Source organism: Solimonas sp. SE-A11 (assembly GCF_030345715.1).
Classification (GTDB): Bacteria; Pseudomonadota; Gammaproteobacteria; order Nevskiales; family Nevskiaceae; genus Solimonas_A.
Window position 1 is genome coordinate 84,130 of sequence record NZ_JAUASX010000018.1, and the last position, 17,863, is coordinate 101,992.

General features: G+C 66.8%; 16 protein-coding genes. 9 read left to right on the forward strand and 7 right to left on the reverse strand.

Annotated elements, in window-relative coordinates; translation table 11 throughout:
• Positions 1-76: 76 nt before the first annotated feature.
• The 5 genes from QT386_RS18315 to QT386_RS18335 form a co-directional block, all read right to left on the reverse strand.
• Positions 77-718: a response regulator transcription factor gene (locus tag QT386_RS18315; RefSeq protein WP_289275187.1), complete on the reverse strand. Its 642-nt coding sequence runs from the start codon at positions 716-718 to the stop codon at positions 77-79.
• 88 nt (positions 719-806) lie between these two features.
• Positions 807-2,174 (reverse strand): alginate export family protein, encoded by a 1,368-nt coding sequence (locus tag QT386_RS18320; RefSeq protein ID WP_289275188.1) that lies wholly within the window; start codon positions 2,172-2,174, stop codon positions 807-809.
• On the reverse strand, positions 2,162-5,329 hold the full coding sequence (locus tag QT386_RS18325) for a hybrid sensor histidine kinase/response regulator (RefSeq protein ID WP_289275189.1): 3,168 nt from the start codon (positions 5,327-5,329) through the stop codon (positions 2,162-2,164). Before QT386_RS18325 ends, QT386_RS18320 begins: the two co-directional genes overlap by 13 nt.
• A gap of 8 nt (positions 5,330-5,337) precedes the next feature.
• Positions 5,338-7,956 carry a response regulator gene (locus QT386_RS18330; protein WP_289275190.1) on the reverse strand — a complete coding sequence of 873 codons (2,619 nt, stop codon included), beginning with the start codon at positions 7,954-7,956 and terminating at the stop codon, positions 5,338-5,340.
• Positions 7,937-8,653, reverse strand: a complete 717-nt coding sequence (locus QT386_RS18335; RefSeq protein WP_289275191.1) for an Hpt domain-containing protein — start codon at positions 8,651-8,653, stop codon at positions 7,937-7,939. Before QT386_RS18335 ends, QT386_RS18330 begins: the two co-directional genes overlap by 20 nt.
• A 300-nt stretch (positions 8,654-8,953) precedes the next feature.
• Here QT386_RS18335 and rpsP point away from each other — a divergent pair, with 300 nt between their 5' ends.
• The 8 genes from rpsP (at position 8,954) to htpG (ending at position 16,394) form a co-directional block, all read left to right on the forward strand.
• The gene (gene rpsP / locus QT386_RS18340) at positions 8,954-9,202 is read left to right on the forward strand and encodes a 30S ribosomal protein S16 (protein WP_289275192.1); all 249 of its coding nucleotides are present in this window, start codon (positions 8,954-8,956) and stop codon (positions 9,200-9,202) included.
• A gap of 4 nt (positions 9,203-9,206) precedes the next feature.
• Positions 9,207-9,734, forward strand: a complete 528-nt coding sequence (gene rimM / locus QT386_RS18345; protein WP_289275193.1) for a ribosome maturation factor RimM — start codon at positions 9,207-9,209, stop codon at positions 9,732-9,734.
• Positions 9,724-10,461, forward strand: coding sequence for a tRNA (guanosine(37)-N1)-methyltransferase TrmD (trmD, locus tag QT386_RS18350; RefSeq protein ID WP_289275194.1), 738 nt, complete (start codon positions 9,724-9,726; stop codon positions 10,459-10,461). Before rimM ends, trmD begins: the two co-directional genes overlap by 11 nt.
• 15 nt (positions 10,462-10,476) lie before the next feature.
• A complete protein-coding gene (gene rplS, locus QT386_RS18355; protein WP_289275195.1) occupies positions 10,477-10,830 on the forward strand; it encodes a 50S ribosomal protein L19 in 354 nt (117 codons plus the stop codon).
• Positions 10,831-11,066: 236 nt separating this feature from the next.
• The gene (locus QT386_RS18360; protein WP_289275196.1) at positions 11,067-11,543 is read left to right on the forward strand and encodes a DUF3015 domain-containing protein; all 477 of its coding nucleotides are present in this window, start codon (positions 11,067-11,069) and stop codon (positions 11,541-11,543) included.
• A gap of 93 nt (positions 11,544-11,636) precedes the next feature.
• On the forward strand, positions 11,637-13,511 hold the full coding sequence (locus QT386_RS18365) for a DUF4105 domain-containing protein (RefSeq protein ID WP_289275197.1): 1,875 nt from the start codon (positions 11,637-11,639) through the stop codon (positions 13,509-13,511).
• A 23-nt stretch (positions 13,512-13,534) separates the two neighbouring features.
• A complete protein-coding gene (locus QT386_RS18370; protein WP_289275198.1) occupies positions 13,535-14,410 on the forward strand; it encodes an alpha/beta hydrolase in 876 nt (291 codons plus the stop codon).
• A gap of 106 nt (positions 14,411-14,516) precedes the next feature.
• The gene (htpG, locus tag QT386_RS18375) at positions 14,517-16,394 is read left to right on the forward strand and encodes a molecular chaperone HtpG (protein WP_289275199.1); all 1,878 of its coding nucleotides are present in this window, start codon (positions 14,517-14,519) and stop codon (positions 16,392-16,394) included.
• Here the strand turns inward: htpG and QT386_RS18380 are convergent.
• Positions 16,372-16,746 (reverse strand): hypothetical protein, encoded by a 375-nt coding sequence (locus QT386_RS18380; RefSeq protein WP_289275200.1) that lies wholly within the window; start codon positions 16,744-16,746, stop codon positions 16,372-16,374. The two genes, htpG and QT386_RS18380, sit on opposite strands and share 23 nt — an antisense overlap.
• 126 nt (positions 16,747-16,872) lie before the next feature.
• Entirely contained in the window at positions 16,873-17,319 is a 447-nt protein-coding gene (locus QT386_RS18385) for a hypothetical protein (protein ID WP_289275201.1), read from the reverse strand.
• Here QT386_RS18385 and QT386_RS18390 point away from each other — a divergent pair.
• A complete protein-coding gene (locus tag QT386_RS18390; protein WP_289275202.1) occupies positions 17,318-17,860 on the forward strand; it encodes a phosphatidylglycerophosphatase A in 543 nt (180 codons plus the stop codon). The genes QT386_RS18385 and QT386_RS18390 overlap by 2 nt on opposite strands.
• Positions 17,861-17,863: the final 3 nt, after the last annotated feature.

Here is a 17,863-nt window from a genome sequence, read left to right on the forward strand (position 1 = left end):
TGGCTGGCGCCGGCGGGCTTGCCTGGCTGGCGATCAGGAATGATCGGCGCCGGATGAGGTAGGGGAACGGCCGGATTCAGCTGCCGACAAGCAGGCGCTGTGCCAGCACGGCGGCCTGCGTGCGGCTGCGCAGGTCGAGCTTGCGCAATAGTGCGGTGATGTGGGTCTTCACCGTGGATTCGCGGATCGAGAGCTCGTCTGCGATCTGCTTGTTGAGCCGGCCATCCTTGATGTAGAGCAGGATGCGCAGTTCTTGGGGGGAGAGACGCTCGATGCGTGCATCGATCGAGTCAGGCAGTGGCGGGGGAAGGCTATCCGGCGGCGGCCACCAGCTGCCGCCGGATAGCACTTTTGCCAGGATCTGCTGAGTCTGTTCCACCGGCGTCGCCTTGGGAATGAAAGCGATGGCGCCCAGGGCCTCCACGGAGCGGACCCAGGAGCGGTCTTCCATTCCCGAGACGACGGCCACCTTCAAATGGGGCCATTCGTGGCGCAGGTACTGCAGGGAGGACAGGTCCTCGACATCGGGCATCATCAGGTCCAGCAGCACCAGCCGGGTATCCGGGTGCTGCGGCAGGCAGGCCTTGAGGGCCGCCAGCGAGTCCACTTCAATGACACGGGTGCCGGGTTCGAGGCGCTCCACGCTCAGGCGCAGGGCGATGCGCAGCAGCGGGTGATCGTCCGCGATGATGATGGTGCCTGTGGCCGTGGTACCCACGGTGCCTCCGATGTAATCCTCATTGCCGGGCGCGAAGCAAGCGGGCGCCAGGGCATTGCCGGACAAGTGTACTACGCAGCGGCGGGGTTCAGAACAGGAACCTGATCACCAATTCGGCATAGTCCGCCGTCCTTGCCCCTGCCGCGCGCAGGCCGGAGGAGGGGACGTAGTGCAGGATTTCGGTGGTGAGCGTGAGGTGGCGGTTGCAACGATAGCTGGCATTGAGACGCAGATAGTCGCCGATGACCCTGTCTGCGTTGATGGAGCCGGGCATCGGCAGCAGGGGCTGGGCATAGGCGGCGTCCTCTCGGGCCTGCCGCGCCATTCGCCCGCCGCCAATGCCCAGGGTAGCCTGCGGCACGGGGCGGGCGCTCAGGAACAGGCCGGTATTCACCAGGTTGGAGAAATCCGTCAGGCCTGATTGCGAAAAATAGGCCCCGCGGGGGAACAGGGAATTGAAGGTCTCGAGCCGATCGTCCCCGACCTCGCGGTCTCCCGAGGCCACATCGACCTGCAGCGCCAGGCGCGGCTGCCAGGCCCAGGTATCGAAGCGCAGGCCCAGGACGCTGCCGAAAGCCCAGGCACGGATGTCCGCGGTACCGAAGCGGCCCGTCTGGTAGACCGCTTCCACATCCCAGTCGAACGAGCCATGGCGCCCGGTGGATTGCAGGCCGAAGACGTTGCGACGCTCATCGGCAAGGACGCCGCCAAAGCGGGCCTCATCACGCTCGTAGCGATACCAGTAGCCATCGAGCTGGCCCGGCATGCCCACGCCGTGCCGGACGCGCAGGCCGGAGAAGCGGGTGCCGTCCCTATTGCGGTCGTCGAAGGCCCGATCGTCGCGGATCTCGACAGGTTCGGTCACGAATGCGGCGACATCCAGTGCTCCGCCAGACCAAGTCAGCCGCGCACCATCGTAGGCGCGCCTGACGTTCGGCCCCTCGCGCAGGGCGACGAAGCGCTGCATGGCGTCAAAGGCCAGTTCCTGGCGGCCGACCCGCAAGCTCAGCTTGCCGCCGGCAGCGGGCGACGACAGGTCGGCGAAGGCCAGATGCAGGTCACTACGATTGGAGTCCGCCACGGTGGCCGGCGTCTGCTTGCCATGCACCTGGGCGTCGCCGATCTCGGCGAACACGCGAAACCGGGGGCCCAGGTGCCAGTCGCTGTGCAGGTTGAGGCGCTGGAACCAGTAACCATCGGCTTCGGCGCCGCCGAGACCGAAGAGGGGCGCGTCGAAGTCGACGGCCTTCAAGCGTAGCTGTCCGCCGAGGCTCAGGTAGCGTTCGGGGTCCGCGCCCAGGGAGATGTGCTTGACGGCGTCGAGTGGCGTCGCCTGCCGCGCCCGGTCGGCGAGGTCGCGGTGGTCCTCCGACCAGCGTGTCAGGGCGAAGTCCGCGGCCTGCAACGGCGTGCAGGCCAGGGCGATCAGCGCGCCAGCCGCGCTCAGGCGCGCCATTCGCGCAACTGCCCGATCAAGGCCGTGTAGCCGCTCGCGACAGATTCCAGCAGTGGCCCGCGAAGCGCGGTGTCCTGCACCTTTGCCAGCGCCCCGCAGTGCTGGGCCAACAGTGATGCGCCGACCATGCTGCAGTTGGCCTGCAGGGCCTGTGCGCTGCGTGCCAGGCGCTGCGTGTCACCATCGGCATGGGCATCGCGCAGGGCGTCCAGGCTGGCCGCTGCGGCGCTGATCATCTCGGCGATCAATCCGGCCGCCCCCTCGGCCCCGAGATCCGACGCCAGCTGTGCCAGCACCACAGGATCGGCCTGCACTCTCGCCGCGGCTTGCGTGGCCGGCGGTGGCTGGCGGCCGGCGCTGGCAGACACTTCGCGCAACATGCTCTCCAGCTCCCGGCGGCGGAAGGGCTTGGCCAGGTGGCGATCCATGCCGGCGTCGAGGCAGGCCTGGCGCTCGTGATCGAGGGCGCTGGCGGTCATCGCGAAGATCTGTGGCTGCGGCCGACCCTGCAATGCGCGAATCCGCCGGGTGGCTTCTAGGCCATCCAGTTCCGGCATGTGAACGTCCATCAGCACGAGATCGTAGTGTGCTCGCTGCAGTGCTTCGACAGCCTCGGCTCCGTTCTCGACCACGTCGGCGTGATAGCCCAGCGACTCGAGCATCCGCGTTCCGACCTGGCGATTGATCGGATTGTCCTCCGCGAGCAGGATTCGCAGCGCGGGGGCAAAGGTTCCGGGCAGGTCCTGTTCCGGCGCCGGGATGTCAGCCCGCGCCGGTGCCAGCAGTTCGAGAAACGCGTCGAGGAGCCCGCTGCGGCGCAGCGGCTTGATGCGTACCAGGTTGAAGTCGGCCAAGTCGCTGCCGGACTGGCGCGCACTGCTGAGCAGCAGCAGGGGTAGTGAGGCAGGGTCTCGCTGGCGCCGTATCGCCGCCGCCAGCGCAATGCCATCCATCTCCGGCATGAGTTCGTCGAGTGCCGCCAGATCGAAGGGCTCGCCGCGCTCGACCAGGCCCAGCGCTTCTCGCGGCGAAGCGGTGTCGGTGACATGCATGCCCCAGTCCTCGGCCGTCCTGCGCAGGATGCGCCGATTGGTGCTGCTGTCGTCGACGATCAGCAACCGCTTGCCCGCCAGCGCCTCCAGGCCGGGCCTTTGCGGTGGCTGCCATGCCGGATCGGTGGCGGCAACGAAGCTGAAGGCGAAAGTCGAGCCTTGGCCGGGCGCGCTTTCGACCGTTACCCCGCCTCCCATCAGTTCGGCGAGCCGCTTGCAGATCGCCAGGCCCAGACCGCTGCCGCCGTAGCGGCGCGTGGTCGAGGCATCGACCTGGCTGAAGGACTTGAACAGGCGTCCCAGCCGCTCGGCCGGTATGCCGATGCCGGTATCGCGCACCGCGATGTGGAAACGGTGGCGTCCTGCTTCGAGTGTCTCCGAGGTGATGGTGACGGAGACATCACCTCGCTCGGTGAACTTGATGGCGTTGGACAGGTAGTTGACCAGGATCTGGCGTACGCGCGCGGCGTCGCCACGCGCCATGTCCGGTGTGCCTGGCTGGAAATCGCAGGCAAGCTCAAGCCGCTTCTGTGCCGCCTTGTGCCCGACCAGTTCCATGGATTCTTCGACCACGCGACGCAGGTCGAACACGGCGTCTTCCAGTTCGAGCATGCCGGACTCGACCTTGCTGAAGTCGAGGATGTCATCGATCACGCCCAACAGGTGGTCGCCGCTCTGCTGGATGGTGTGCAGGCTCTCGCGCTGCTCGCGGGTCAGCGGCGTATCGTTGATCAGCTCCGCGGTGCCGAGGATCGCATTGAGCGGTGTGCGGATCTCGTGGCTCATGTTGGCCAGGAAATCGCTCTTGGCACGGTTCGCCAGTTCGGCGTCCCGTTGCGAATGCTCCAGTGCGATGGCGCGACGCTCCCGCAGGCGTACGTTGATGCCCAGGCTCATGAAGATCGCGAACATATGGATGATCACGCCAAACAGGTAGCTGTACTGCGTGAACCGGGTGAAGGGCAGCCAGTCGAGATTCTTGGCGAAATGCAGCATGCCGACCAGGCCATAGGCCGAGTACCCGACGAAGTAGAGCCAGGCGCCGGGCTGGCTGCGGCGTATCAGCACGATGCACAGCGCGACGATGACCAGCGCCAGCGCCAGCCGCGTCAGGCTCACCGCCGGCCCGATGATGCCGTAGTAGCCGCCCATCGCCACGATGCAGGCCATCGCCGCGAGGGCGGCCAGCGCCAGGAATGCCTTGGACAGGCGCGGAAACTGCTCGCGCATGTCGAGCACGCTGTGGGCGAACAGGATGGAGGTCAGCAGGCCCAGGCCTACCGCGACATGATGGATGCGCACGGCGAACAAAGGCTGTTCGGGCAGCAGCAACACCGCGACCAGGTTCTCCGAGCAGGCGAACAGCAGCGCCGTGCCTCCGAGATACGCCGAGTACCAAAGAAATTTGCGGTCGGGCAGGGACACGCCCAGTGCCAGGCATACCAGTGCCATCAGCAAGGTCATGCCCACGACCGCGGCCACCCTGACGACCACGCCCTGCAGGTTGTGGGTCAGGGTATCCAGCTTCGACACGCTGCCGGTCAGGTTGAGTGAGCGCTCTCCGGCGAGTCGGATCCAGACCCAGTGTGGTCCCTCTTCTGGTAGCGCCCCCAGGCGCAGCACGGGTACCGACCAGGGCAGGTCCCTGGCCGAGACGGGGCGCATCCCGCCGAGTGCCCGGTGGCGCAGCACTGCGCGGCCACCGCTGTTGCTCTCGGGCAACCAGATATCGACGTAGTCGACATAAGGCACTCCCAACTGCAGCCACCAGCCGTCGGCGGAGCCGGGCGCCGCCGCGATCTGGAAACGGATCCACCAGGCCCCGTGCGGCGTGAAGCCGCCGTTGAAGTCGCCTTCCACCGGTTGGAACCGGGCCGAGGTTTCCGGCGAGGCGACTTGCGGTTGCGTCAATTGCCCGCTGGCGTCATGGAACGCCTCGAGATGACCTGTCAGCGAGATCGATGCTGAATCCAGGCTGTCGTCGAGGATGACCGGTCCTGCCTGCGCGATCGCCGGCACCAGCAGCAGGGACAGCAGGAGGACATGCAGCAGGCCCGCCATGCGCCGAAGCAGGCTGGGCGGTCGCGCCTCGGGCCGAATCATTCCGGTGCTCAAGACGCGTTGCCCGCCGCTTCCTGGAGTGCCTTTTCCAGTTCGTTCCGGCGCAGGGGCTTGGCCAGATGCCGATTCATGCCGGCGTCGAGGCAGGCCTGGCGCTCGTGATCGAGCACACTGGCGCTCATGGCGAAAATCTGCGGCTGCGGCCGGTTCTCCAGTGCCCGGATCCGGCGTGTCGCCTCCAGCCCATCCATCACCGGCATCTGCATGTCCATCAGCAGCAGGTCGTAGTCACGCTGCTGCACCGCTTCGACGGCCAGGAGGCCGTTCTCGGCCAGATCGGCGCGATAGCCCAGCGACTCCAGCATGCGCAGCGCAACCTGCTGGTTCAGCGGCGTATCCTCTACCACCAGGATGCGCAGCGCCGTGGCCGACCTCGCCGGCCGCGAGGTGGCGGTGCTTGCAGTCCTGGCCGCGTCTCCAGGCGACATCAGCTCCAGCAAGGCGTCGAGCAGGCCCGCGCGGCGCAGCGGCTTGTAGCGGACAAGGTCGAAGACCGGCTGCGACTGCGAGCTTTGGCGCACGCTGCTGAGCAGCATCAGCCGGGGGCAGGCGTTGCCGAAATCACGGCGCAGCGTGGCTGCAAGCGCGGCGCCGTCCATCTCCGGCATCAGGAAATCGATGATCGCGGAGTCGAAGCGTGCCCCTCCGCCGATCAGCGTCAGCGCCTCCTGCGGCGAGGCCGTATCGGTGACCTGCATGTCCCACTCCTGCGCCGCGGCGCGCAGGATGCGGCGGTTGGTGTCGTTGTCGTCGACGATCAGCAAGCGCTTGCCTTTCAGGCGGCTGGCGTCGGCTGGGGGCGGCGCCCGCCAGGCCGGATCGCTGCTGGCCATGAAGCTGAACGAGAACACCGAGCCCTGGCCTGCGTGGCTTTCCACGCTCACGCCGCCGCCCATCAGTTCGGCCAGGCGCTTGCAGATCGCAAGGCCCAAGCCGCTGCCGCCATAACGGCGGGTGGTGGAGGCATCCACCTGGCTGAAGGTCTTGAACAGGCGATCCAGGCGATCGGGCGGGATGCCGATGCCGGTGTCGCGCACGCTGACGTGGATGCGATGCCGCTGGGGCTCCACCTCCACGGCATGGACCGTGACGGCGATCTCGCCCTGTTCGGTGAACTTGACCGCGTTGGACAGGTAGTTCGCCAGGATCTGGCGCATGCGGCCGCGGTCGGCCTTCAGCATCTCGGGCGTGCCGGGCGCGAATTCGCAGCCCAGGTCCAGGCCCTTCTGCGCGGTGCGCGTGCCCACCAGCTCCAGCGCCTCTTCCACCACGCGGCGCAGTTCGAAGACCTGCTCGTCCAGCTCCAGCATGCCGGCCTCGACCTTGGTGAAGTCGAGGATGTCGTCGATGACACCCAGCAGGTGATCGCCGCTTTGGGTGATGGTGTCCAGGCTTTGCCGCTGGGAGGCATCCAGCGTGGTGTCGCCCAGCAGTTCTGCGGTGCCGAGAATGGCATTCAGCGGCGTCCGGATTTCATGGCTCATGTTGGCCAGGAAGTCGCTCTTGGCTTGTGTCGCGGCTTCGACCGCGGCCTGGGCTCGTTCGAGTGCCGCCGCCTGGGCCCGCCAGCGCGCGCCGCCGCGGGCAAAGACGTAGAGCAGCAGGCTGGCCATCAGACCGCCGAGGGCGACCAGCCAGGGTATGGCCTGTTCGCTCGGCGTGGCGAATCCCGGCTTGCTGCGCAAGTGCACCGTCCATTCGCGGCCCGGCATCTTTACGGTGCGGAAGGCTTCGAAGTCGGACTGCGAGTCGGACGACAGCGGCAGCGGGTCTCCGTCCGCCTTGACGCCGGCGGATGAGTAAAGCATGTCGTTGAGATCGGCGGAGTTTCCGTCGAAGACTTCGAAGGCCAGGCTGCTGCTGTCGCCTCCCAGCAATCCCTGCATGAATGCCTGCGCATGGAACGTTGCCGAGATCCAGCCGAAGTGCCGTCCCTCCTTGAAGATCGGCACATAAGCGATGAAGCCCACCCGCGTTTCAGTGAGGCTGAGCAGGCGCACGCGCGGCGCCAGGACCGCGTCACCCGCCGCGACCGCCGCTTGAAGAGCAGCGCCGCGGTCGGCGTCCCGCATCATGTCGATGCCGATACCTCGTTCACTCTCGGCTGTCAGCGGCTCGCTGTAGTAGACCGGCGCATGGAAAGGAGGATCCACCGGCTTGATCGGCGGTGGCGGTGCGCGCAGCTTGAATTCGCTCAGGATCAGCGGATTGGTGAAGCGCGCCGTCGGCTCCTGGCGCACACCGGCGACGAAGGCATCCACTTCGTCCGGCGAAAGCCTGGGCACGAAGGTCATCGCACGGATGCCGGGGTAGTTCTTGTAGAGTTGCAGTGGCTCCACATACGCGCGCCAATCGTCACGACTGACATGCGTGGAAGCCTCGATCATGCCGCGCCCGCCGCGCATGATCTGTGTGTAGGCGTTCATGCGCCTGCCGATGGACGACTCGATCAGCTGCACCTCCGAATCGAAGCGCTGCTGCTGGTGCTGGTGGATGATGCGTGCGGTCTGGGCAGCCATCAGCAGGCTCGCCAGCAGCGTGAGGGCGATCAAAGCCCCCGCCAGCGGAGGCATCCGTGCAGCAGAGGGTTCAGCGGCGGGCTGTTTCATGGCGCAGTCGCTCCGCAAGGGCTTCATGGCGCCCGATCAGGCGGGCTCCGAGTTCGGTGGCGACACTGGCCTGGCCCGCGGCGGCGGCGGCCTCGGTCTGCGTGCAGAGCTCTGCCAGGGACTCGGCGCCGAGTTGCAGACTGACGCCGCGCAGCGCGTGGGCAATACGCTTCAACGCGATCAGGTCCTGGTCGCGCAGGGCGTCAGCCATGCGCTGCTGCTGGACCGGAAGGTCATCGATCAGGGCGGCGACCAGTTGGGCGGCGCCGTCGGCACCGAACATCTCCAGCAGTTCGGCCCAGGCTTCGGCATTGAAGTCGCCAGCCTTCGCCGCGGGTGCCAGCAGCGCCGCCAACTCCGCCAGTGCCAGCGGTTTGGCCAGCACGGCGTCGGCGCCCGCCCGCAGGCAGGCCTGCCGGGCTTCTTCCGAAGGGGCGGCGAGCACGGCCACCAGCCGCGTCCGCGCGCGCCGGGCCGGGTCGATCCGGGAGCGCAGGGTGGCAATGCCCTCGGCGCGATCGTCGGTCCCGGCCAAAACCAGGCCCTGCAGGGTGGCAGGGGCCTCCTGTACCGTCTCGGCCAGCGCGGGCGAGGGGTAGCCCAGGCGCGCCAGCAGCAGCCCGGCCAGGCGTCGACTGACGGGGTCGGCGTCCACGATCAGGCAGTCGGTCGGGGTGTTTCCAGCTTCGGTGTTCATCCGGGATTTTCCGCAGAGGTGCTGGGCATCGCCCGCCATGGCGGCGCCCGGACAGGGCGAGAGCGCAGGGCTTGCCAGAAAAGGCCAGGTGGGAGGTTTTGATCGGTTCCCCCGGATCGGCCGATACCTTCGTAATATAATCAATAACTAAGGGCGCGGCGCTGCTGGCGGGCGCAATTCCGCCCCCGTCGCTCGCAAGTTACGGGAAAACTGGAATTTTGTGAGGAAATCGATACAATACGCGCCCTCAAACGGCTCGGGAGGTCCCGGGCCGTTCAATTTTTATTGGAAGATTCGAGCATGGTAACCATCCGTCTTGCCCGTGCCGGCGCGAAGAAGCGCCCGTTCTACCACGTCGTGGCGACCGAGAAGAGCAGCGCCCGTGACGGCCGCTTCATCGAGCGCCTGGGCCACTACAACCCGAACGCCAGCGGCGCCGAGCAGAAGCTCGTCGTTGACCTCGGCCGTGTCGCGCATTACCAGAAGAACGGTGCGCAGACCTCCGACCGCGTTGCGTTCCTGCTGAAGTCGGCCGCCAAGGCCGCCTAAGGCCATGACGGCACGCCGGGTGACGCTGGGCCGCGTCGCCGGGGTTCACGGTGTGAGGGGCGGGATCAAGGTCTGGTCCCTTACCCGACCCATCGAGAACATTTTCGAGTACCGCCGCTGGTGGATTGCCCACGATGCGGGATTCGAGGCCAAAGTGCTGGAGACTCACACGCACGCGCGTTCCCTGGTGGTCTACATCAGTGGGGCGGACGGGCAGCCGATCACGGATCGCGACATCGCCGCAGGGCTGATGGGAGCGGAAATCCAGGTGGATCGGGAGGCGATGCCGAGGCTGCCCAAGGGGCAGTACTACTGGTTCGACCTGCTCGGCGTGAAGGTGGAAAGCACCCTGGGCGTAGCGCTCGGGCAGGTCGAGGACATGACCAGCAACGGCGCCCAGGATGTGATGGTGCTGCGGGACGGCGACAAGGAACGGATGATTCCTTTCGTCAAGGAGCACATCGTCAAGGAGGTGGATCTGGAAGCGGGCCGCATCGTCTGCGACTGGCATCCGGACTACGATGAAAATTGAAGTCCTGACGCTGTTCCCCGAATGGGTGGAGCAGGTCACGCAGCACGGCATGCCGCGGATCGCGGTGGACCGGGGAAAGCTGCAGCTGGCGACGCGCAACCTGCGCGACTACAGCACGAACAAGTGGCGCAAGGTCGATGACCGGCCTTACGGCGGCGGTCCCGGCATGGTGATGGAAGCCGAGCCGCTGGCCAACGCGATCCGCGATGCCAAGGCATCGACGGAGGCGGCGAGGGTGGTGTACCTGTCGCCGCAGGGCGAGCGTTTCGACCAGCGATGGGCGGAGCGCCTGTCGCAGGAAGCGGGGCTGGTGTTGCTGTGCGGGCGGTACGAGGGGCTCGACGAGCGCCTGATCCGCTCGGAAGTGGATTTCGAGTTGTCGCTGGGCGATTTCGTGATGTCCGGTGGCGAGCTGGCGGCGATGGTGGTGGTGGACGCGATCGCGCGGCTGCTGCCCGGGGTGCTGGGGCACGAGGGTTCGGCGGCTGCCGACTCCTTCTCCAGCGGCCTGCTGGACCATCCGCACTACACGCGGCCCGAAGAGTGGCGCGGGGAGCGGGTGCCGGACGTGCTGCTGGGGGGGGACCACGCCAAGGTGGCGCGGTGGCGGTTGAAGCAGGCGCTGGGGCAGACCTGGCTCAAGCGGCCCGACCTGCTGGACGGGCTGGAGCTGGACAAGAATCTAGAGGTGCTGTTGCGGGAATTCATCTCGGAACAGCGAACATAAGTGAGGTAGCTGACGATGAATGCGAACAAGATCATTGCTGCGGTCGAAGCGGAGCAGATGACCAAGACGGTCCCGGACTTTGGTCCTGGCGACACGGTCGAGGTCAAGGTGAAGGTGAAGGAAGGCGACCGCGAGCGTCTGCAGGCTTTCGAAGGCGTCGTCATCGCCATCAAGAGCCGCGGCCTGCACTCCGCGTTCACCGTGCGCAAGACCAGCCACGGCGAAGGCGTGGAGCGCGTGTTCCAGACCTACAGCCCGCAGGTTGCCGACATCGTGGTGAAGCGCCGCGGTGACGTGCGCCGCGCCAAGCTGTACTACCTGCGCAACCTGTCGGGCCGCGCCGCCCGTATCGCCGAGAAGCTGGATTAATCCAGCTTCCAGGGCGCATCGCGCCCTGGTTTGGCGGTAGCAGGAAGCATCCAAAGCCCGTGGCCGTCCGGCCACGGGCTTTTTGCGTCTGCTGTCCGGCCATGGATGCGCGCTGTGATGCCCGTCACTTGGTCCCGGCGGCCTCGCCTTGCGGTTATGTTTGTGACAGTTCTAATATCCGCTGCGGCCCTTATTCAGGTCCGAGCCGGTATAACCCACTGAGGGAGATCAAAATCATGAAGAAGCTGGTTCTGGGTGCGATTCTTGTCGTTGCGTCGTCGTCTGCTTTCGCGGAGGCCCCGGGCGGCCCGAATTGCGGCTGGGGCAACATGTTGTTCAAGGGGCAGTCGGGCTTCGCCCCGCACTTCCTGGCGTCCACCACCAACGGTACCTCGGGTAATGCCACCTTCGGCATGACCACCGGCACCAACGGCTGCTCGGTCGACGGCAAGCTGACCTACGGCGGCAAGGAGATGGTCGGCGCGATGTTCGACGAATTCTCCGCTGACGTGGCGGTGGGCCAGGGCGAGGCGCTCAATGCCGTCGCCGTTGCCTACGGCGTCTCCAAGGAAGACCGCGCGGCCTTCGCTGCGCTGGCTCACAACAACTTCTCCGTCCTGTTCCCGAGCGAGAATGTGACGGCCGACGAAGTCACCGCCAGCCTCGAGTCGCTGATGAAGTCCGACGCCACGCTGTCGAAGTACGTCATCTGATCCCTGTGACGGCCGCCTCCGGGCGGCTGTCCCATGATCGGCATGGGCCCGGTATCGCAGGATGCCGGGCCTTTTCTTTGAACGCCTGATGCAATGCGCCACCTGACGCTTGTTCCTCTCCTGATCGTTCTCCTGTTCCTGCCGGTGTCGCCTGCACGTGCGGCAGATGACGCCTGGGCCCAGGCCCAGGCGCTTGAGCTGTGGCAGCGCAACGAATGGCGCAAGCTGGTCCACTACAAGCCGGGCAAGTGGCCCGGAAGCTGGAGCAGCCAGGCGGACGATTCCCGTTTCTTCCTGGCGGCTGACGGTGACTCCAACCCGCGCGCGGAACTGCAGGCCACACTGGAGGCCTTCACCGCGCCCGCCGAGCTGGGTAACGAGCACGCGCAATGCCGTTTCGTCGCCCGCCTGGCCTGGCTGCGCCGTGAACTGGCGCTGGGCGAGTTGCCGCAGCCCGACTGCGCCGAATACCGGGAGTTCCGCTCGCTGGTGCAGGCGACGCAGGCGGTGCTGGTATTCCCCTCGTATTACCTGAACAGTCCTTCTTCGATGTTCGGCCACACCCTGTTGCGGCTGGACTCGGGCGCCGCCGACGGCGGTGCCGAATACCTGTCCTTCGCCGCCAACTTCGGAGCCCTGGTGGACCCGGGCGACAACAGCCTGTTCTACGCCTTCCGCGGCCTGACCGGCGGATATCGCGGCCAGTTCGAGGTGGACCAGTACTACAAGAAAATCCGCGAGTACAACCACGGTGAAAACCGTGACATCTGGGAGTATCCGCTCAACCTGAGCGCCGAGGAAACCGGGCGCCTGGTCGAGCATCTGTGGGAACTGCGCAAGATCAATTTCGCGTACTACTTCTTCGACGAGAATTGCTCCTATCGCATCCTGGAACTGCTTGAGGTCGCCCGCCCGGGCCTGGACCTTACCAGCGGGTTTCCGCTGACGGCCATTCCGATCGACACCGTGCGCGCCGTGCAGGATGCAGGCCTGGTGCGCGACAAGCATTTCCGGCCGGCGCAGGGCACGGTGCTCAAGCAGCGCCTGGACGACATGCCGCCGGAGCTGTATCCGCTGGTCATCCAGGTGAGCGCGCACCCGGAGCGCCTGGATTCCGCCGAACTGCGCGCGCTGGACCCGGTCCTGCGCGCACGCCTGATCGAAGCTGCCTACAAGTACCTGCGCTACAAGCAGACCGGTGAGGAGCGCGATCCGGAGATCGCACAACGCAGCTTCCGGCTGTTGCAGGCCATGCAGGCCCACGCGCCGGAACTGGCGCAGACCCAGGCCCCGGTCGAGCCCGCCGCGTCACCGGACATGAGCCACGGCAGCCGTCGCCTGTCGGCGGGCGTCTGGCGCGAGGAGCGCCAGGACTACCTGACCCTGGGCCTGCGGATGTCGCTGCACAGCCTGCCGGAGAACCGTGCTGGCTTTCCCGCCGGGGCGCAGATCAACATCGGCAACCTCGAACTGCGTGTCGAGGACGACGGCGAGGTGGACATCAATCGCCTGGACCTGGTCGACATCCTGTCGCTGAGTCCGCGTGATCGCTTCTTCAAGCCCCTGTCCTGGGCCGTGAACACCGGCGTGGAGCGGCAATGGGCCGGCGGCCGTGAGCATCGCGTGGCTCAGGTCAACGGTGGCGTGGGAGCCACGCGGACCTTGTGGGCGGACAATCGCGTCTACGGCCTGTTCACCGGCCGCCTGGAGCACAACCACGGGTTCGAGGACCCGTTGCAGCCCGCGATCGGCGCGCGCGGCGGGCTGCTGCTGGGGGGCGGCAAGCTGACGGCCGTATGGGAGGCGGGCGTGGATCAGTTCGCCAACGGCCAGACCCGCACACGCGTGGACCTGCAGCAGAACTTGCGCCTGTCGCGCAACCAGGCCCTGCACCTGCAGTTGCTGTGGCGTGACCAGCGGCCGGACGACACCCTGGCCGTCGGCCTGCGCTACCAGTACTACTATTGAGCCTGGGGCGCCGGGTGACGCGCATGAACCGCCTGCTCCTTGTGCCGCGCCGCAGATTCCATGCCCTGATCCTTCTGTGGCTGAGCCTGGCATTGAGTGGCTGCACCGGACTGTTCCTGTATCCGGACCGCGTGCGGCACCTGCCGGACCGGGCGATTGGCACGCCCGCCGAGGAGCAGTGGATTCCCGCGCAGGACGGCAGCCGGATGCACGCCCTGTTCCTTCCGGCGCAGGGGCCCCGACGGGCAACGGTGCTGTTCCTGCACGGCAATGCCGAGAACCTCAGTTCGCACGTGCACGCAGTGAGCTGGCTACCGGCGCAGGGCTATGCCGTGCTGGCGCTCGACTACCGCGGATTCGGCTTGTCCGAGGGCCGCGCCAATGTCGACGCCATCCACCAGGACGCCGCCGTGGCGCTGGCCTGGCTGTTGGCGCAGGAGCCCACCGCCACCGGCCCGCTGATCGTCTACGGCCAGAGCCTGGGAGGATCGGTGGCCATTCGCCTGGTGGCGCAGGCCGATGCCGTGCAGCGCCAGCGCATCGCCGCGCTGATCGCCGACAGTGCCTTCTCCAGCTACCGTGGTATCGCGCGCGAGAAGCTGGCGCAGGTCTGGCTGACCTGGCCACTTCAGGCGCCGCTGTCGCTGCTGATCTCCAACCGCTACTCCGCAGTGGACGTCGTCGATCGCATCGGCCCGATCCCCCTGCTGCTGCTCCATGGCGAGAACGATGTCGTGGTGCCTTTCAGCCACTCGCAGCGGTTGTATGCCGAGGCCCGGGAGCCCAAGGAAATCTGGCTGATCCCCGGCGGCCAGCATATCGACCTGACGCGCCGCGAGTCGGTGCGCCAGAGGCTGTTGCAGTACCTGGATACGGCAGCCGGAAAAGCCGCTCCTTGAAGGAGCCAGGCCCTGACGCCATTGCCGCGGACGGGGCTTGATTGTGTTTTGGGCGACCGCATAATCGGATTTGCCCGATCAACCCCATCACCACAAAGTACACGCCATGACCACCGACACGCGCTCCGAGAAACGCGAGTTCCAGGCGGAAACCCGCCAGATCCTGCAGCTGATGATCCACTCCCTGTACTCGAACAAGGAAATCTTCCTGCGCGAGCTGATCTCCAATGCGTCCGACGCCTGCGACAAGCTGCGCTTCCTGGCCTTGAGCGATGCCAGCCTGCAGGGCGGTGACGAGCTGGCGGTGGAACTGGTGCCGGACGAGGCGGCCGGCACACTGACGATCCGCGATAACGGCATCGGCATGACACGCGAGGAGGTGATCGAGAATCTCGGCACCATCGCCCGTTCCGGCACGAAGAAATTCCTGGAGTCCCTGTCCGGCGACCAGAAGAAGGACTCGCAGCTGATCGGCCAGTTCGGCGTCGGCTTCTACTCGTCCTTCATCGTCGCCGACAAGGTCACGGTGCTGACCCTGCGCGCCGGGGCCACCGAGGCGGTGCGCTGGGAATCCGACGGCGAGGGTGAGTTCACCATCGAGCCGTCCTTCAAGCAGGACCGCGGCACCGAGGTGACCCTGCACCTGCGCGAGGAGGACAGGGACTTCCTGCAGTCCTGGCGCCTGCAGGCCATCGTCCGCAAGTATTCCGATCACATCGGCCTGCCGATCCGCCTGAAGAACGACAAGGGCGAAACCGAGACGCTGAACCAGGCCCGCGCCTTCTGGACCCGGCCCAAGTCCGAGCTCAAGGACGAGGACTACCAGCACTTCTACGAGCACCTCTCGCACGATCACCAGCCGCCGCTGACCTGGGCGCACAATCGTGTCGAGGGCGGCAGCCTGGAATACACCTCGCTGCTCTACATCCCTTCGCAGGCGGCCTTCGACCTCTGGGATCGCGAGCAGGGCCGCGGCGTGCAGCTCTACGTCAAGCGCGTCTTCATCATGGACAAGGCGGCGGAGCTGCTGCCGCCCTGGCTGCGCTTCGTGCGCGGCCTGGTCGACACCGCCGACCTGCCGCTCAACGTATCGCGCGAGCTGCTGCAGGGCAACCGCACGGTAGACAAAATCCGCGCCGCGCTGGTCAAGCGCGTGCTCGACCTGCTGGAGGATCTCGCCGAGAAGCGCCCCGAGGATTACGCGAAGTTCTGGCAGGCCGTTGGCGTCGTGTTGAAGGAGGGCCTGGTCGAAGACCACGCCAACCAGGAACGCATCGCCAGGCTCTGCCGCTTCCACTCCACGGCGGAAACGACCGAACAGAAGGTCTCGTTGGCCGACTACATCGCCCGCATGCCGGAAGGCCAGGACAAGATCTACTACCTGAGCGCCGAGAGCCTGGCCGCCGCCAAGGGCAGCCCGCACCTGGAGGGCTTCCGCAAGCGTGGCTTCGAGGTGCTGCTGCTGAGCGACCGCATCGACGAGTGGGTGGTCGCGCACCTGACGCAATTCCGGGACAAGAAGCTGGAGTCGGTGGCGCGCGCCTCCAAGGACATCGAATCGAAGATCGAGACCGCCGACAAGGCGCGCCACGAGAGCGAGTATGCGGAAACCCTCAAGCGCCTCGGTGAGGTGCTGCAGGGGCGCATCGAGGCGGCGCGGCTGTCGGTGCGCCTCACTGAATCACCGGTCTGCCTGGTGGCCGGGGAGCAGGCGCTGTCGCGCCGCCTGGAAGAGATCCTGCGCAAGGCGGGCGAGGCCGTGCCCGGCAGCCTGCCGGTGCTGGAGCTGAATCCGGATCACGCCCTGGTGCAGCGTCTGCGCGACACCGCCGACGATGCGGCCTTCGCCGATCTGGCGGAGCTGCTGCTGGGCCAGGCCGTTCTGGCCGAGGGCGGTCAGTTGTCTGATCCCGCCGGCTTCGTGCAGCGGCTCAACCGCTTGCTGCTGGAGGGCGCAGGCCCTAGCCGGATCGTGCTGGGCTGACGCCCAGGGCCAGCAGCGGCCGGCAGGTCTCGAACAGCAGCTCATAGGACGCGCGCTCGGCGGCCATCGCCGAGCGTCGCTCCGCCAACGACAGGCGCGTCCCCGCCGCCCGATAGGACATGCTCACGCGCATGCGGAACATCGCTTGGCGGAGCTGCTTGGCCCGCCAGGGATGGGCACGCGGCATGGCGGCGGTACACTGCTCGATCAGCGCCAGGCTGCCTCCAGCCGGAGGTGGCGGCGGCAGCGGCCCCGCACCCGCCTGCAGGGACATCAGCGAAAGCGCTGCTCCGGCGAGCAACGCCGGCATGCGCTGGGACAACCTGTGGAACAGCCTGGAAGGGGGTTTCATGAAACTCGGCCTGAAGCCCGGACTGTATACAGGTTAACCATTCATGTTGCACTGCACAATGGCCAAGGCGACAGGCGCGACGAGATTTAATTAGTCATTTAAAATCAATGACTAAATCCCGAATCTTCAGATCAGGAATGGCTTGCAGGCGGCCACGAGTTGCCGGTAGGCCCCTCGCTCGTTGGCGATGGCGGACTGCTTTTCCTCGGCGGATAGCTGCCCGGGCGCCCGGCGCCAGGACAGGCTGAGCCGCAGGCGCAGCATCGCCTCGCGTGCGGCGCGCCGCCGCCGGCTATCCGCCTGCGGCAGGGCCGTCTGGCACTGGGCCAGCAAGGCCACCGCCTGCGGCGGGCTGCCCGGCGGCGGTGCCGGCTGGGCCGCCAGCGCTAGCGGCAGCATCAGGCCGAGAAACAGGCAGGATAGTCGGGGCGCGAGGTTCATGCTGGCGCCAGTATCCCAGGCCCGGAGCGCCCCGGCGATGGCGGACGGGGCCAGCCCATCGGCCTGCGTCGGCCGGTTGTCGCCGCTCTGCGCTAAGCTTTGCCGAAACTCATTGCGGATCAACGCACCCATGGCCGAACCCCTGCCCAAGACCAGTGCTTTCCCGCGCCCGCCGCGCGAACTGGTACTGACGACGCCGGAGCACTTCATCGCCTTCGGCTTCGGTGCCGGCTTGGCGCCCCAGGGGCCGGGCACGGTGGGCACGCTGGTGGGCTTGCCGTTCTGGCTGATCCTGATGTGGCTGCCTGTCTGGGGCTTCGGTGCGGCCCTGCTGCTGCTGTTCCTGTTCGGCTGCTGGATCTGTGGCGAGAGTGCCCGCCTGCTGGGCGTGCACGACTACGGCGGTATCGTGTTCGACGAGATCGTCGGCTTCCTGATCGCCTGCCTGCCGCTGTTGCCGGCGCTGGGCCTGGTGCAGGGCCCGCGTGACATGGCGCTGGGGCTGCTGGCGGCCTTCGCGGTGTTCCGCCTGTTCGACATCCTCAAGCCCTGGCCGATCCGCGCCTTCGACCGCAGCGTCCACGGCGGCGTCGGCATCATGATCGACGACGTGCTGGCAGGCGTCTTCAGTGCCGCGGTGCTCTATGGCGGCATATTGTTGCTGCAGCGGTAAGCT